The 16,109-nt window shown below is 63.1% G+C and carries 12 protein-coding genes; 8 read left to right on the forward strand and 4 right to left on the reverse strand.

Annotation, left to right across the window (positions count from 1 at the left end; translation table 11 throughout):
• Positions 1–216, forward strand: a 216-nt coding sequence (locus tag AC3A5T_RS08605) for a hypothetical protein (RefSeq protein ID WP_487628205.1), incomplete at its 5' end; no start/stop codon positions are given.
• Positions 217–549: 333 nt separating this feature from the next.
• On the opposite strand, the gene AC3A5T_RS08610 is transcribed toward AC3A5T_RS08605, so the two are convergent.
• The 3 genes from AC3A5T_RS08610 to AC3A5T_RS08620 form a co-directional block, all read right to left on the reverse strand.
• Entirely contained in the window at positions 550–1,272 is a 723-nt protein-coding gene (locus AC3A5T_RS08610; RefSeq protein ID WP_487628206.1) for a carbonic anhydrase, read from the reverse strand.
• 173 nt (positions 1,273–1,445) lie between these two features.
• Positions 1,446–2,546, reverse strand: coding sequence for a Glu/Leu/Phe/Val dehydrogenase dimerization domain-containing protein (locus AC3A5T_RS08615; RefSeq protein ID WP_232135726.1), 1,101 nt, complete (start codon positions 2,544–2,546; stop codon positions 1,446–1,448).
• A gap of 624 nt (positions 2,547–3,170) precedes the next feature.
• Positions 3,171–4,733: a phospholipase D family protein gene (locus tag AC3A5T_RS08620; RefSeq protein WP_487628207.1), complete on the reverse strand. Its 1,563-nt coding sequence runs from the start codon at positions 4,731–4,733 to the stop codon at positions 3,171–3,173.
• A 209-nt stretch (positions 4,734–4,942) separates the two neighbouring features.
• Between AC3A5T_RS08620 and AC3A5T_RS08625 the strand changes: the two genes are divergently transcribed.
• Together AC3A5T_RS08625 and AC3A5T_RS08630 are read left to right on the forward strand one after the other, a co-directional pair.
• Positions 4,943–7,012, forward strand: coding sequence for a C1 family peptidase (locus tag AC3A5T_RS08625; protein ID WP_487628208.1), 2,070 nt, complete (start codon positions 4,943–4,945; stop codon positions 7,010–7,012).
• A 485-nt stretch (positions 7,013–7,497) separates the two neighbouring features.
• Complete coding sequence (locus AC3A5T_RS08630) at positions 7,498–8,058, forward strand: DUF488 domain-containing protein (protein WP_487628209.1); 561 nt, start codon at positions 7,498–7,500, stop codon at positions 8,056–8,058.
• 10 nt (positions 8,059–8,068) lie between these two features.
• Here the strand turns inward: AC3A5T_RS08630 and AC3A5T_RS08635 are convergent, their stop codons facing one another.
• On the reverse strand, positions 8,069–8,263 hold the full coding sequence (locus tag AC3A5T_RS08635) for a hypothetical protein (protein ID WP_232135723.1): 195 nt from the start codon (positions 8,261–8,263) through the stop codon (positions 8,069–8,071).
• A 552-nt stretch (positions 8,264–8,815) separates the two neighbouring features.
• On the opposite strand from AC3A5T_RS08635, the gene AC3A5T_RS08640 reads away from it, so the two are divergent.
• The 5 genes from AC3A5T_RS08640 to AC3A5T_RS08660 all read left to right on the forward strand — a co-directional run bounded on the left by AC3A5T_RS08640 (position 8,816) and on the right by AC3A5T_RS08660 (position 16,012).
• Positions 8,816–12,547, forward strand: coding sequence for a methylmalonyl-CoA mutase family protein (locus AC3A5T_RS08640; RefSeq protein WP_487628210.1), 3,732 nt, complete (start codon positions 8,816–8,818; stop codon positions 12,545–12,547).
• Between the two features lie 59 nt (positions 12,548–12,606).
• Positions 12,607–13,719, forward strand: coding sequence for a ParA family protein (locus AC3A5T_RS08645; RefSeq protein ID WP_487628211.1), 1,113 nt, complete (start codon positions 12,607–12,609; stop codon positions 13,717–13,719).
• Positions 13,716–14,411, forward strand: coding sequence for a RelA/SpoT domain-containing protein (locus AC3A5T_RS08650; protein ID WP_487628212.1), 696 nt, complete (start codon positions 13,716–13,718; stop codon positions 14,409–14,411). The genes AC3A5T_RS08645 and AC3A5T_RS08650 overlap by 4 nt, the downstream gene beginning before the upstream one ends.
• 102 nt (positions 14,412–14,513) lie before the next feature.
• The gene (locus tag AC3A5T_RS08655; RefSeq protein ID WP_487628213.1) at positions 14,514–15,104 is read left to right on the forward strand and encodes a restriction endonuclease; all 591 of its coding nucleotides are present in this window, start codon (positions 14,514–14,516) and stop codon (positions 15,102–15,104) included.
• Positions 15,105–15,523: 419 nt separating this feature from the next.
• Positions 15,524–16,012 (forward strand): hypothetical protein, encoded by a 489-nt coding sequence (locus AC3A5T_RS08660; RefSeq protein WP_487628214.1) that lies wholly within the window; start codon positions 15,524–15,526, stop codon positions 16,010–16,012.
• Positions 16,013–16,109 lie beyond the last annotated feature (97 nt).

Raw genomic sequence — 16,109 nt, forward strand, 5'->3', positions numbered from 1 at the left:
TCGTCGAGCGGATTCGATCTGCAGGCGAGCTTCACCGGTATCGAGGCGTGGGCGCCGATCGCAGGATTCGCACCGGCGCGCTCGGGTGGGCTCGTGGGTCTCGGCTTCGAATCCTGGCTGACGCCGCGTGCGCGGATGCTGCTGGGTGTCGATCAGCGCTTCGGTCCGCGGGGGAGCGACCGGATGGCGTCGATGCGGGTTGCGGTGGGGTTTTAGTTCCAATTGCGCCGAGAAAGGGCCACCTCCGGGTGGCCTTTTCTTTGAGGGTGCGATGCTGCGGAAGTATTGCTGCACACGGAATTTTTGCAGCACCTCTCCCTTTGGGAGAGGTCGACGCGCGCCGCGCGTCGGGTGAGGGCAAGCGAGCCACCAGCCTCGTGACTTTCGCTGGCGATCTTGCCGATGCAGTTTTCACGATCGATCGCAGGCGCAACCTACGTATTCTCTTTCCTTCTCCATCCCTCACCCGGCGCGCCTCGCGCGTCGACCTCTCCCAGAGGGAGGGGTGCTGAGCGGGAAGGGCGAGGCCGCGCATGAGCGCGCCAGCACTCAATGCGCGGCGTAATGGATCAGCGGACGTTCGTTGAGCGGCTGGACCTTGCGGTTGTTGTGGCTGTAGCGGGCATTGAAGCCGGCGATCTGGGTGGCCGACAGCGTCACAGGCGTGTCGAGCACATACCACTCGACGTTCTCGGTCAGCGGCGGGGTGGTGAGCGAGCCCAAGTAGTGGTGATAGCTCTTGTCGCGCGGCAGCATGATCGCGATGTCTTCGCGTTCGATCTCGCCTTCGCGTGCATCGCCGAGCGCTTCCAGCACTTCGCCGGCGAGTTTGTTGGCGTCGCCTTCGCGGTACATCACGCCGACCACAGCGAGACGGCCGTCCTTCGCCTTGAACACGAAGTGGCCTTCGAGCGGGAACGATTCGCCGTCGATCGTGTGTTCGCTCGCGGCGTGGAAGTGGAATTGCATCAGTTCGAAATGGCGTCCGCGGATCAGCGCGTCAGGGCCGTGCGCTTCCACTTCGACCGAATGGCCGTTGTCGACGACGCGCAGCGCGGCTTCGGTGTCGCGCAGTTCGATCGCCTGGGCTTCTTCCATGTCGCCTTCGGTTGCGACGGTACGTTGGATGTCGATCGGCGACTGGCCCAGCGACGCGGGGTACTGCCACGTCTCTTGCCGCTCGTAGTCATACTGCTGGGCGGACACGAACGCGGGTGCAAGCAACGCGGCAATGGCGACGACGAGGACGCGGGAACGGGACGAACGCAGCATCGAACTCTCCGGAAGGATGGCGTCGCGCGACGCCGGCGCGTCAGGCTACACCGGCGATTGTGATGCAGCGTATGCGCGGGTCGACATCGCCAGATCCGGCAAGCCACACGCGTCCCGCCAAGAAAAACGCCACCCGAAGGTGGCGTTTTCATGACAGCTGCGGGGCGGCCGGATCAGCCGCCGCGTACGCGGCCCTGGAAGCGGGGCTGGGCGCGGCCCAGCGGCAGCTTCAGCTTGCCCATGGTCTCGATGCGTTCCTCGGCGAGCCGGTCGGCGGCCATGTAGGTCGGCACGCCGTCGCGCTCGGAGATCTCGAAGATGCGCGTCAGGTTGTGGTAGATCGTGCGCATCATGCGCATCGCGCGTTCGCGGTTGTAGCCGTCGATTTCCAGCGAGATGTTCATCACGCCACCCGCGTTGACCGCGTAGTCGGGCGCGTAGAGGATGCCGCGCTTCTCCACTTCGTCGCCGATCGCGTTGTTGGCGAGCTGGTTGTTCGCCGCGCCGCAGATGATCTTGGCCTTCAGGCGCGGCAGCGTCTTCTCGTTGACCGTGCCGCCCAGCGCGCACGGCGAGTAGACATCGGCGTCGACATCGTAGATCTCGTCCAGGCCCACGGCCTCGGCGCCGTATTCGCCGACCGCACGTGCCACGCGATCCTTGTTGATGTCGGTGACGAACACCTTCGCGCCGCGCTCGGACAGCAGCTTCACGAACTCGATGCCGACATGGCCCAGGCCCTGCACGGCGTAGCTGTAGTTGCCCACGTCCTCGTTGCCGAACTTGCGGTTGAGCGAGGCCAGCAGGCCCTGCATCGTGCCGTAGGCGGTGAACGGCGACGGATCGCCCGAACCACCGTGGACCTGGTGCACGCCGGTGACGAACTGGGTCTCGCGATAGACGAGTTCCATGTCGTTGACGTCGATGCCGACGTCCTCGGCGGTGATGTAACGGCCGCCCAGCGACTCGACGAACTGGCCGAACGCGCGGAACAGGCCTTCCGACTTGTCGGCGGCCGGGTCACCGATGATCACGGCCTTGCCGCCGCCGAGATTCAGGCCGGCGACCGCGTTCTTGTAAGTCATGCCGCGCGACAGGCGCAGCACGTCGTTGAGCGCGTCCTGCTCGGAGTCGTACGGCCACATGCGGGTGCCGCCCAGCGCCGGACCCAGCACGGTGTTGTGGATCGCGATGATCGCCTTCAGACCCACGTCCTTGTTGTGGCAGAACACGACCTGCTCGTGGCCGTAGGTGTCGAGGTGCTCGAAAATCATTCAAAACTCCGTCACGGGCGTTGGGCCCGACGTCTGGTGGCAGGAGGCGGCGTGGGGGCTGTGCGGGTCGGTCTAGGCGACCGGATGGGTCCGGCAGGGCCGCAGGGTGTGAGTGACCGCGGCATTTTACGCCCCTGTCCGGGCAATTGGTTGAAGGTGCAACTGCCGGGTCGGAAGGGCTTCAGGATCAAGTGGTTGCGGGGGGTTGGGCGTTGTCCGCTCGGCTCGCTAAAGATCTGGTTGACTGCAAAGCCGTCTGGGTCGCGATGTGCTTGGAGCCGTCATCCCGGCGAAGGCCGGAAAGGCTCTACAACAGCGCGTAGCGCTGGTCATCCAGCGGCTTTCACTCTGCTGACCTCACGAATCTGCGGGCAGCCTTGCCGCCTTATTCAAACACCGCTCGGCTGCTGCAACCGGCTATCAAGTCACTGGATGACCAGCGCTACGCGCTGTTGTAGAGCCTTTCCGGCGTTCGCCGGGATGACGAGCGCAAAAAGGCGACGCCCTTACAGGAAGACGATGTCCTTCCAACTCGCCTGTCTGCGGCTCGCATAGCCTGACGGTTCGCCCCCACCCAACCCTCCCCCGCAAGCGGGGGAGGGCTTCAAGCGGCAGGGGCGAGCGCTACAGCTGCGACTCGATCGGCAGCCAGCGCACCACGCTCGCGCTCACGCGTTGCAGACGGGTGCTGTCGGGCTCCCGCTTCAGGGGGACGGGCGGGTCTTCGGCGCGGTCGAGCCAGCGCGTGTCGCCTTCGCCGTTGAGGTAGACCCAGTAGCTCATGCCGGGCGCGGTCAGGTGCCGGTATTCCTCGAACAGGGCGGCGCCCAGTGCGGGGTCGTCGAACAGCACGCCCATCTCGGTGTTGAGATTGGCCGAGCGCGGGTCGAGGTTGAACGAGCCGACGAAGCCGCGCCGCCCGTCGACCAGGATCGCCTTGGTGTGCAGGCTGGCGCCGCTGCTGCCGAACAGGCTGCTCGCGGCTTTCGCTTCCGCCTGGCTGCGGGCTTCGAACAGATGCACGCCGCCTTCGAGCAGCGTCGTGCGGTAGCGCACGTAGCCACCGTGCACGGCGACCACGTCGTTCGCCGCCAGCGAGTTCGTCACCACCGACACGTGCACGCCGCGCTGGGCGAGGTGGACGAGTCCCTGGGTGCCCTGCACGCCGGGGACGAAGTAGGGCGAGATCAGCAGCGCGGACCGGTCAGCCTCGACGATATCGCCGACCAGACGTTCGACCAGCCAGTCCTCGCGATCGTCGCCGCGCCATTTGATCGGCGGGTCGGACAGGATCTGGATGTCCTCGCTCCAGATCGGCGTCAGGGCCTGCGAGAAATAGCCGCGCACGCTTGGGGAGAGTTCCATCGCGTCCAGATACCGGCGTGCTTCCGCGCTGCCCGCTTCTTCCTGGATCTGTGCCAGCACCGCGCGGATCGTCGATTTGGGCTTTCGGTTGAGCGCCTCGATCGGAATCGCCGCTTCGCTGTTCCAGAAGTCGTCGAAGATCGCGCTCGCATCCGCCACGGCCGGGCCGAACAGCACCATGTCGAGGTCGTGGAAATTGAACTCCTCGGCCGCGCTGAAATACTCCACGCCCACGTTGCGCCCGCCGACCACCGCCACACGCCCGTCGGCGATCCACGCCTTGTTGTGCATGCGGTGGTTCACGCCCCAGGCGCGCTGCACCATTTCCAGCAGGCGCATCACGCCGGTGCGGTTGCGGAACGGGTTGTAGACGCGCAGCTCGATGTTCTCGTGCGAGTCCATCGCCAGCAGCGTGGCGTCCATTTTTCCGATGCCCATGTCGTCGAGCAGGATGCGCACGCGCACCCCGCGCTCGGCGGCCTTCCAGGCTTCGTTGGCGAGCATCCGGCCGGTCAGGTCGTCGTGCCAGATGTAGTACTGCAGATCGAGACTGCGCCCGGCCTGGCGGGCGGAGATCGCGCGGGCGGCGTAGGCGTCCACGCCGTCGGGCAGCATGATCGCGCCGGTCTTGCCGGCGTGGCGCGCCAGGAGCGGCGCCAGTTCGCGGTCCAGCGGCGTGGCGTCATCGGACAGGGGCAGCGTCTGGCTCGGCCTGCCGGTCGCCGGCGGCAACAGGTGGTCGGCCACGAAGATGCTGCTCACCGCCATCACCAGCAGGGTGAACAGCCCCCAGCCGATCAGCTTCTTGACGCGCTTCTTCATGTGCAAGGGCTCGAGGTCATCCGGACAAGCATCGCAGATGCGCCGCCTGCGCGCCTTCGCACACCCCGTCGCGGCGGTTGCGACCGTGACGGCGCAGCCTGGACGCCATCGCGACCGTCATTGATCCGTTGCACACTGCGGCGGGGGATCCGTCGCTGTCCGCCCGGCAGGCCCGGGCGCGTTCGATATCTGCGAACCACGGAGGCTTCATGGCAACCAGGAAGACCACGCGCAGCGCGGCGCGCAAGGCGATCACCCCGCGTCTGCTCGATGCACGTCCCGACACCGCGGACTTCCGCGACCGCATGTTCGAACCCACGCTGGTCGATGTGCCCAGCGAGATGCCGCTGTCGCGATTCGTCGCACTGCGCGTGCCGGTGCTCGACCAGGGCGAGGAGGGCGCCTGCACCGCCTACGGTCTGGCGACAGTCGCGCACACCTTGCTGCGCCGCCGCCGGCCCGACCCGGTCACGCTGCGCATGAGCACGCGCATGCTCTACGACATGGCCCGCCGCTACGACGAGTGGGAAGGCGAGGACTACGACGGCTCCAGCTGCCGGGGCGCGATGAAGGGCTGGCACCGCCACGGCGTCTGCGCCGAAGATTGCTGGCCCGATGCCGCAGGCCCGCTGCACGAGGTCTACACCGAAGAACGCGCGCGCGCCGCGCAGGAACATCCGCTCGGGGCCTACTACCGCGTCAACCACAAGGACCTCGTGGCGATGCACGCCGCGTTCGCGGAAGTCGGCGTGCTCTACGCCTCGGCCGCCGTGCATGCCGACTGGATGACGCCGCCGGCATCTGGTGTCATCGAGTGGACCGAGCAGCCGATCGCCGGCTACCACGCGTTCGCGATCGTCGGCTACGACCGCGACGGTTTCTGGATCCAGAACTCCTGGGGCACCGGCTGGGGCAAGCGCGGTTTCGGATGGATCAGCTACGACGAATGGCTGCAGCGCGGCACCGATGTCTGGGTCGCGCGCCTCGCCGTGCCGGTGCGCCTGCAGCGCGTGCAGGCCGTGGCCGCCAGCAACTCGGCGCTGGCGCGGCAGTCGAACGGCTACTCGCAGGCCGACCTGCGCCCGCACATCGTGAGCCTCGGCAACGACGGCCGCCTGCGCACCAGCGGTCGCTTCGGCACCAGCCAGGACGCGGTGCGCAATCTCATCCGCGAGGATCTGCCGCGCATCACGCAGGACTGGCCGAAGAAGCGCGTGATGCTCTACGCGCACGGCGGCCTCGTGCCGGAGCAGGCCGCGATCCAGCGCGTCGCCGATCTGCGCGAGTTGATGCTGCCGCAGCAGATCTATCCGCTGTGCTTCGTCTGGAAGACGGACTTCTGGAGCACGCTCGGCAACATCCTTCGCGATGCGGTGCGCCCGCGCAGCGAAGGCCTGATGGACAAGGCCAAGGGCGTGCTGCTGGACCGCATCGACGACACCATCGAACCGCTGGCGCGCGCGCTCGGCGGCAAGGCGATGTGGAACGAGATGAAGGAGAACGCGCTGCTCGCGACGACGGCCGTCATCCGCAACGGCGATCAGCTCACCGAAGCCGGCGGCGCCGCGCAGGTGGCGCGCCTGCTCGGCGAATGGATGCAGGCCGATCCGGGCGTCGAACTGCATCTCGTCGGCCACAGCGCCGGCTCGATTCTGCTCGCGCCGCTGGCGCAACTGCTCACGGCCGACGGTCTCGTGTCCACCGGCCCAGCCGCGAGCATGCAGGGTATCGGCCAACGCATCGCCAGCCTCAATCTGTGGGCACCGGCGATGACGATGGCGCTGTTCGAACAGAGCTTCGCGCCCGCGCTCGCTTCGGGGACGATCGCGCACGCCGGGCTGTTCACCCTGAGCGATCGCGCCGAACAGGACGACCACTGCGCCCGCGTCTACAACAAGTCGCTGCTGTACCTCGTCGCCCACGCGTTCGAGGAACGCGCCCGCAGCTGGGTACGCCGCGAGCACCGCAACGGCACACCGCTGCTGGGCATGGCGCGCTTCATCGAATCGAACAGCGCGATCCGCGACCTGCTGGCGACCGGCAAGCTCGACTGGATCCAGGCCCCGGTGCAGGGCGATCCCACGCATGCGGCGGATGGCAGTGCGTCGACGAGCCACGGCGGCTTCGACGATGACCCCGCGACGCTGCAGGCCACGCTATGCAGGATCCTAGGCGAGCGCAGCACCACGGCGCCGGTGCGGATTCACCGGTCGGAATCAGGGCTGGCGGATTGCCGGGCGCGGTTGAGTGAGGCGTTGGAGCCGGTGGGACGGGGGTGATTCGGGCGGTCTGACCCGGTGCACGACTCTCTGGGGCCCGGCGTGACCAGACATGCGTCTGTTGAGAGCCGCCGTGGGGCGGGGTGAGAGGTGGTTATCTGGCGCTTGAGCCTTCAGAGCGAAGATCAACTGGATGACCAATCCTTCAGCTGTCGAAAGGTTTTTTCGCGTGCGATTGGATGACGGTGTGAGGTCTGCGTGCCCCGGTAGCGCCGCACACTGCGCGAAAGTCAGAATGGATCCCAGCTTTCGCTGGGATGACGGGCCAAAGCGGCAGTCTTCCGCTTAAGCCGTCGCCCCAGCGGAAGCTGGGGCCCATTTTGATCTTTGTGTGCAGATGCATCGGCGCACGGCGTTCGCGTCAAGAAGCAGGAAGATTTGTTCGACGTCGATCAATGTACGTCGGCCATCGCAGCTCATCTGACTGACGCCCGCCAAACATATCGTCGAGTCAAATGGCACACCCGCAAAAGATCTCCCTCGCCGTGCCCAGTCCCTTTCCACGCCCCAACGCCGACACCCTCTGGACCATCGGTCACTCGACGCGGTCCTGGGACGATTTCCTCGCACTGCTCATCCACTGGCGCATCGAGGCCATCGTCGACGTGCGGCGGTTTCCCGGGTCGCGCCGCTATCCGTGGTTCGCGAGCGAAACGATGGCCGAGCAGTTGTCGGCATCGCACATCGACTACCACTGGCTCCCGCAGCTCGGCGGTCGTCGCCGCGCGCAGCCCAACTCGCCGAACGGCGCCTGGCGCAGTGCCGCGTTCCAGGGCTATGCCGATCACATGACCAGCGACGAGTTCGCGGACGGTCTGTCGCAGACGCTCCCCGTCGCCGCGCAACACCGCACCGCGCTGATGTGCGCCGAGGCGTTGTGGTGGGGCTGCCACCGGCGCCTGATCGCCGATCTGCTGACCCATCGCGGTGTCGAGGTCTGCCACATTCTCGATATCGGCAAGGTGCAGCCACACGTGATGCATCCGGACGCGCGGCCCGCGGGCGCGAATCTCGTCTATCCGCCGGCGCAGGCCGGGTTGTTCTGAGGCGGGTGGATCAGGGCGTGTCGAGAGAAGCCTGCAACGCGGTCGCCAATGCGGCATCGCCGCTGACCAGATCGGTCCAGCGCAGCTCGAGGCCCTTGCGTTTTCCCTTGGGAACGAGCTTCAGGCCATCGGGATCGATGGTGAGCGAGTAGGCGTCTTCGCCGATACGGACTTCGCGCTTGAGGGGCTTGTCGAGTGGGGTCATGGGGACGCTCCGAGAGGCGGATCTGGATGCTGCGCCTGATGCTGTCGAGAGCAGGCAAGGGTGGCGGCGCCCCATGTCCGTGCGGAAGGCGCTGGGCCCAGGCGTGCGCCGGGGCGACGGGATGGTTTTTGGGTTTTGCCGATACCGCGATTAGCTGATACCTGGCCGCATGCCGATGCAGTGAGGGTGCTCCTACGAACGATCGCACGTTCCGAGGGCGCGGCGCCCCGGCGCGAGCTGAAGATCAAGAAGATCAAAATGGGCCCCAGCGTTCGCTGGGGCGACGGCTGAAGATCCCCAGTGCGAAGCCGTCATCCCAGCGAAAGCTGGGATCCATTTTGATTTTGTGCGCCACGCTCACAGGGCAAAGTAGGCGACCTCAAGACCCGTCGCCCCGGCGCACGCCGGGGCCCAGCGACTCTGCGCTCCAGCCCGACCAGCCGAACACCCCACAAACCCCGAAAAATGCCGCACCGCAGCATATTTTCAGCCGAAACAGCTCCCCGGCCACCGCTACAATCGACGCATCTTTTGTCCCCGCAGGAGCGCGCCATGAGCACGCCGGCCAACCAGCTTCCCGACCGTCAGCCCGAATCTTCCCCGCTGCGCTTCGTTACTGCCGCCAGCCTGTTCGACGGGCACGACGCGGCCATCAACATCATGCGGCGGCTCATCCAGTCGCAGGGCGCGGAGGTCATCCATCTGGGCCACAACCGCAGCGTCGAGGACGTGGTGCGTGCGGCGCTGCAGGAAGACGCCGACGGCATCGCGCTGTCGAGCTATCAGGGTGGGCACGTCGAATACTTCAAGTACATGGTCGACATGCTGAAAGAACGCGGCGCCGGCCATATCCGCGTGTTCGGTGGCGGTGGCGGCACGATCACGCCGGAGGAAATCCGCGAGCTGCAGGGCTACGGCGTGGAGCGCATCTATCACCCGAACGACGGCATGAAGATGGGCCTCGTCGAAATGATCGAGGACGTCGTCAACCGCGCCGCGACCGCGCGCGATGCCGCTGTCCGTGACGATTCCAGCCACGCGCCCGACATCGACGACGAAATCGGCCTGGGCCGCGTGCTGTCCGCGCTCGAGGACGGCAGCATCGGCGAGAACGAACTCGCCAAACTGCGCAAGACTTGGCAGCTGGCCGGCGGCAAGACGCCGGTCATCGGCATCACCGGCACCGGCGGCGCGGGCAAGTCCTCGGTCACCGACGAACTGCTCAATCGCTTTCTCGCCAGCTTCCCGCAGATGCGCATCGCGGTGATCTCGGTCGATCCCACGCGTCGTCGCAGCGGCGGCGCGCTGCTCGGCGACCGCATCCGCATGAACTCGCTGCGCAGCCATCGCGTCTACATGCGCTCGATGGCCACGCGTCGCCAGAACGTCGCCACCAATGCGGTGCTCAAGGACTGCATCGGCTTCCTCAAGAGCCTCGCCTATGACCTGGTGATCGTGGAAACCGCCGGTATCGGCCAGTCGGATTCGGAGATCGTCGATCTCGTCGATTTCCCGATGTACGTCATGACCAGCGACTACGGCGCGGCCAGCCAGCTCGAGAAGATCGACATGATCGATTACGCCGAGCTGATCGTCCTCAACAAGTACGACAAGCGCGGCGCCGAGGACGCCCTGCGCGATATCCGCAAGCAGTGGAAGCGCAACCGCGTCGCGTTCCAGACCGCCGATGCCGACGTGCCGGTGTATCCCACCATCGCCAGCCAGTTCAACGATCCGGGCGTGACCTGGATGTTCGACAACCTGTGCCGCCTGCTGCGCGAGAAGACCGGCGCCGGCAACGCAGGCCAGTGCAGCTTCCAGCCCGGCCTCGACACCTCGCTCAAGGAACCGCGCGCCACCGTGCTGATCCCCGGCGCGCGCGTGCGCTATCTGGCCGAGATCGCCGAATCCGGCCGCCGCATCAACAGCGACATCGAGCGCCAGGCCGAAGCCGCCGATCGCGCCCAGGCCATGTGGCAGGCGCTGCAGGAACTGGGCGACGCCCAGCTGCCGAAGGCGCTCGATCTCTACCACTCCGATGACGTCGCGCCCGAGCGTGCCGCCGCGCCTGCGCCCGTCAACGGCGCGGGTGGCGTTGCGCCTGCCGCCGTCGTCGACAGCCCATCCCCCGCAGTCCCCGCCGACCCCGTCCAGGCCGGCACCGCGCCTGACCCCAACACCGCGCGCGAACTCAGCACCTCTCCCTCCGGGAGAGGTCGAGCCGCAGGTGCGGGTGAGGGAGGGGCCTTCGCAGCCACCCCCGTCGACCGCTCCCTCCTCACCCTGCGCCAGCGCTACAACGACGCCATCCAGGCGCTCAGCAGCGAATCGCTGAAACTCCTGCGCGACTGGCCGCAGCGCCTGAAGTCCATCACCGACGAATTCACCGAGTACCAGGTGCGCGACAAGTCGATCAAGGTCGACAACTACCGCGACTCGCTGAGCCACCAGAAGATCCCCAAGATCGCCGCGCCCACCTACAAGAGCTGGGGCGAGCTGCTGACCTTCCTGGGCAAGGAAAACCTGCCGGGCAGCTATCCCTACACCGGCGGCGTGTACCCGTACCGCCGCACCGGCGAAGACCCGATCCGCATGTTCGCGGGCGAGGGCACGCCCGAGCGCACCAACCGCCGCTTCCATTACCTCTCCGTCGGCCAGCCGGCCGCGCGCCTGTCCACCGCCTTCGACAGCGTCACCCTGTACGGCGAAGACCCCGCGCCGCGCCCGGACATCTACGGCAAGATCGGCAACTCGGGCGTCAACATCCCCACGCTCGACGACATGAAGAAGCTCTATTCCGGCTTCGACCTGTGTGCGCCCACTACGTCGGTGTCGATGACCATCAACGGCCCCGCGCCGATGATCCTGGCGATGTTCATGAACTGCGCCATCGACCAGCAGGTGGAGAAGTACCTCAAGGCGGACGACGCCCGCTGGCAGGAGGCGGAAAGCCGTCTCGCCAAACTCTTCGAAGGCCGCGAGCGCCCGCGCTATCACGGCGAGCTGCCGCCCACCAATGACGGCCTGGGCCTGGGCCTGCTGGGCGTCTCCGGCGACCAGATGGTGGACGCCGACACCTACGCCGACATCAAGGCACGCACCCTCGCCACCGTGCGCGGCACCGTGCAGGCCGACATCCTCAAAGAGGACCAGGCCCAGAACACCTGCATCTTCAGCACCGAGTTCGCGTTGCGGATGATGGGCGATATCCAGCAGTATTTCGTCGATCGCAAGGTCCGCAATTTCTACTCGGTCAGCATCTCCGGCTATCACATCGCCGAAGCCGGCGCGAACCCGATCAGCCAGCTCGCTTTCACCCTGAGCAACGGCTTCACCATCGTCGAGTACTACCTCGCGCGCGGCATGCGCGTGGACGACTTCGCGCCCAACCTGTCCTTCTTCTTCTCCAACGGCATGGACCCGGAATACACCGTCATCGGCCGCGTCGCCCGCCGCATCTGGGCGCGCGCCATGCGTGAGCGCTACGGCGCCAACGAACGCAGCCAGATGATGAAGTACCACATCCAGACCAGCGGCCGGTCCCTGCACGCGCAGGAGATCCAGTTCAACGACATCCGCACCACCTTGCAGGCGCTCTACGCCCTGTTCGACAACTGCAACAGCCTGCACACCAACGCCTACGACGAGGCCATCACCACGCCCACCGAAGAAAGCGTGCGCCGCGCCGTGGCCATTCAGATGATCATCAACAAGGAGATGGGGCTCAACTTCATCGAGAACCCCTGGCAGGGCAGCTTCGCCGTCGACTACCTCACCGACATCGTGGAAGAGGCCGTCTACAAGGAGTTCGAAGCCATCAGCGAGCGCGGCGGCGTGCTGGGCGCCATGGACACCATGTACCAGCGCGGCAAGATCCAGGAAGAGTCCATGTACTACGAGCACAAGAAGCACGACGGCTCGTTGCCCCTGGTGGGCGTGAACATGTTCCTGCCCAAGGAACACGCCGGCGAGATCGCCACCGAGATCGAGCTGATCCGCAGCACCGAAGAAGAGAAGGGCCAGCAGATCGAGAACGTCCGCAACTGGCAGCAAGGCCGCAACGCCCTCGCGCCGAAGGGCGAGACCTCACACGCCCATCAGGCCGATGCCGACGAACAGGCGCCGATGGTCCACGACGGGCACGGTCTGGCGTATCTTCAGAACGCCGCGCGGGAGCGGCGGAACGTGTTCGAAGCGCTGATGGAAGCGGTGAAGACGCATAGCCTGGGGCAGATCAGCCATGCGTTGTATGACGTGGGTGGGGAGTATCGAAGGAACATGTAGGCAGTAGCGTCGGAAAAGGTGCTGCGGTAGTTGTTAGGAAACTAACTCTTGGACGAGTAATGAAAATAGTCTCGGTATTTAATAATAAGGGTGGTGTCGGCAAGACAACGCTTACCTATCATCTGGCGCATGCGCTCGCTGAGAAAGGTAATAGGGTTCTGTTAGTGGATGCTGATCCGCAATGCAATCTAACGATATACTCAATGTCCGTCGAAGATATCCATGGAATATGGGAGGCGGAAGACGAGTGTATCGGGATGGGGGTGAGCGAATTCTCGAAGAAAAAAGGTTTTTCGAACTTGGCATCGCTGCAGAAAAGTGTTCGATCGCTGCATTTTCTCTTGCAGCCGACGATAGATGGTGTTGGCGAGTATGAAAAGCTTCCTCCGCCTAAAAAAATAACCCCGTCGCTTCATATAGTCCCCGGAAGGCTTTCTCTTCATGAGTTTGAAGAGAAGATATCCTCTCGCTGGAGTGATGCGTACAGAGGCGACTCTCTTGCAATCCGCACCGTGACTAGGATTAGAAACATCTGCGAGGAGTACGCCAAGAGATACAAGTACGACTACGTAATAATCGACACATCGCCTAGTCTTGGTGCGATGAATAAAACCATCATATCTACTGTTGATGGGTTTATAGTTCCGGCTGCCCCGGATATGTTCTCGCTATATGGGATTAGGAATATCGGGGCGAGCTTGAACAAATGGAGAGAGGAGTTCTCAATTATATACAAACTCATCTCCAGCGAGAAAAGAAAACTTTTCCCGAAGGACTTTGTTCAGTTCCTCGGATACACAATATATAACGCAAAGAAGTACACAAAAACAGATACGAAGTGGAACCTCGCTCAAGCACATCTTAAGTACGCACTTCAAATTCCGACAATCATCAATAAGTACATTGGTGAAGATTTGCGGGAGGCAGTTCCGGGTTCCGAAATAGCTGAGCCAATCGGAGGTGAATCGATTATGCATAGTCATAATACTTTCCCCGCCATGGCTCAGCACTATCGAGTCCCTATGTGGCAAATCCCATCGCTTAAGAAGATAGACAAAGATGACAGAAATACCGTAAACGGTCAGCGATCTGGGATTATCGAAACGCAGGAGCATTATTCGGAATTTGCTGATTCGCTCATCGAGAGAATAAATAGGCTGGAAGCCAAATGACTACAGAGGCGGAGATTGAGGCCATTGTCGAAAAGTACAGGGACAAGAAGAAGGTTATCGGGCTTTTTCTCGATAACGTCGAAGGCGCGTTCCGTACAGATATCGGTCTGAATGATGGGGTGCCAGCTCCTATCCATTCTATGAAAAAAAGACTGAAGGACGAGGGGCATCTCAAGAAAAAAGTGGCAAAGAAGATTGCCGACGGCGTGAGGGATATTAGCGCTGAGAATTTATTCTCACAGGTAACCGATCTTGCAGGGCTGCGCGTTCTGCATCTGTACCAAGATCAATTTGAATTTATTCATAATTTTATTGCTCAAAAGGTTAAAAAGAAAACTTGGAAGCTAGTTGAAAGGCCTGTTGCGTACACTTGGGATCCCGAGTCGATAGAGTATTTTAAGAAGTTCAAGCTAAGAACTGAGCTGAAGTCTTCTTACTACACAAGTGTTCACTACTTGGTCTCGCCTGGTAATGACGAGGATAACGAACTCGTTTGTGAGATTCAGGTGCGAACTCTGTTCGAAGAGGCTTGGGGAGAAATAGATCACTCCATCAATTACCCGGACCGGACGACCAAGCTGGCGAGTAAAGAACAGTTGCGCGTTCTGTCGAAGCTCGTTTCTACAGGATCAAGGCTCGCTGACTCCATATTCAAGGTCCATCTACAGCCGGAAAATCGTGAAGAGGGATAACTTGATCGGGGGAAGACGTCAGATTCACCTATCCAGGATGACGCCGCGCGAGCGGTGACGTAGGCCAGTCAGGGGGACGGCATGCGACAAGGATTGAAGCGGGTGGCGCATCGCCGTGACGATGCGCTGACAGGGGTGCGGTGGGACCGGCTGGAGCATCTGCTCGCCGCGTACTACCGGGATGCGGGGTATCAGGTCACGCACGTGGGAACGGGCGGTACTGACGGCCGGTTCGACGGCGGTGTCGATCTGGAGCTGCGACGCGACGGGCGGCTGTTGCTGGTGCAGGTCAAACATTGGAACGCCTGCCAGGTGCCGCACAACGACGTGCATCAGCTGATCGGCGTAATGGTCAATGCCGGAGCCGACGGCGCCATCGTCGTGACCAGCGGCGAGTTCACCCGCGCCGCTATCGAGGCCGCCACCAGAAACGACCAGGTCCAGCTGATCGACGGCGATGAACTCCGCGCCATGCTCGGCCCGCTGCCGAACGCGCCGCTTGCTGCAACCTGCACCGCAGACACGCTCGCCGCCCAGGTCGGCGAACACCTGTTGAACGCCGCCCTCGGCCGTGCCGTGCCTGCCGGACGCAGGGCTGCGAAGTCGTATGCAAACGCCACCGGCATTGCGCTGCTGCTGAAGTTCGCCGCGCTTTGTAGGAATAACGGTGCCAGGTTCACTTATCTAGGATAACGCCGCGCGAGCGGCGACGTAGGCCAGTCAGGGGGGACGGCATGCGACAGGGATTGAAGCGGGTGGCGCATCGTCGGGACGATGCGCTAACAGAAGTGCGGTGGGACCGGCTGGAGCGATCTGATCGCCGCGTATTGCCGGGAAGGTGGCCATCAGGTCAAGGATCTGGGGACGGGCGCATCGGCGGGACAGCTCGATGGCGCGTGGACTTGAAGCTGTGGAGTGGGGCGGCGAAGTACGTCTTCATTCTGAGACATTTTTCTCGCGCTTAGCCGTGGCGACGGCCTACGTGCCGCTCCCGAAGCAACTTGTGCGTCCTGCCTGAGGCCAAAATACGCTTAACTGCTTCGTCATCAGAGAATTCAGTTGTCACTGTGTGGAAAGCAAACATTAAAAGGGGTTGAGTGATGGTGGCTCTGATGCATCTTCTGGATCGAGTGGAGAAATTTAGAGGTATTGCATATCTAGCTATTGTCAGCAGTGTTGTTGCGCTTCCTTTTCTAGTAGTTATGAAGTTCAGGCCCGATCTTGTCCTGGAGCTTGACGGCTTTAAGTTGATTATACTTGTCTTGTCGATCGGCCTCCCTCCTTTTTTTGTAGCTGCTATATCGTTCATGGCGTCGGATGTCATAGAATCTTTGGAAAGGGTTGATTTGGATAAACTCGCTCCTGCGTGGCTACTAGGTGGCGCGGTTGTTTGTCATGTATTGCACCCGTTGGCATTTCTGATTGGCGGTGGATCTCTTACAAATTATTTGTCCTGGCTCGCGCTTTTAAGCGCTGTTGGTTTAGCGCTTCTTCTTTTCTTGGGGCTAGCTTTAAGGTTAGTACGCAGAACAAAAGTCAGCTCGCGAAAGAATGCTCAGGATATTGGTAGCATCCCGGGAGATGCAGGCGTCAAGAGCTGACGTTGATAGATTGGAGTTACCGGATAACCGGGATCAGGTTCACTTATTTAGGATGACGCCGCGCAAGCGGCGACGTAGGGCGGTCAGGGGACGGCAT

It is taken from the genome of Luteimonas sp. Soil_C_16 (genome assembly GCF_057657295.1).

What these genes read in the sequence shown, in the direction of transcription:
- AC3A5T_RS08610 (WP_487628206.1), bottom strand. Translation starts at nt 1,272, where the DNA reads ATGCTGCGTTCGTCCCGTTCCCGCGTCCTCGTCGTCGCCATTGCCGCG.
- AC3A5T_RS08615 (WP_232135726.1), bottom strand. Translation starts at nt 2,546, where the DNA reads ATGATTTTCGAGCACCTCGACACCTACGGCCACGAGCAGGTCGTGTTC.
- AC3A5T_RS08620 (WP_487628207.1), bottom strand. Translation starts at nt 4,733, where the DNA reads ATGAAGAAGCGCGTCAAGAAGCTGATCGGCTGGGGGCTGTTCACCCTG.
- AC3A5T_RS08625 (WP_487628208.1), top strand. Translation starts at nt 4,943, where the DNA reads ATGGCAACCAGGAAGACCACGCGCAGCGCGGCGCGCAAGGCGATCACC.
- AC3A5T_RS08635 (WP_232135723.1), bottom strand. Translation starts at nt 8,263, where the DNA reads ATGACCCCACTCGACAAGCCCCTCAAGCGCGAAGTCCGTATCGGCGAA.
- AC3A5T_RS08640 (WP_487628210.1), top strand. Translation starts at nt 8,816, where the DNA reads ATGAGCACGCCGGCCAACCAGCTTCCCGACCGTCAGCCCGAATCTTCC.
- AC3A5T_RS08645 (WP_487628211.1), top strand. Translation starts at nt 12,607, where the DNA reads ATGAAAATAGTCTCGGTATTTAATAATAAGGGTGGTGTCGGCAAGACA.
- AC3A5T_RS08650 (WP_487628212.1), top strand. Translation starts at nt 13,716, where the DNA reads ATGACTACAGAGGCGGAGATTGAGGCCATTGTCGAAAAGTACAGGGAC.
- AC3A5T_RS08660 (WP_487628214.1), top strand. Translation starts at nt 15,524, where the DNA reads ATGCATCTTCTGGATCGAGTGGAGAAATTTAGAGGTATTGCATATCTA.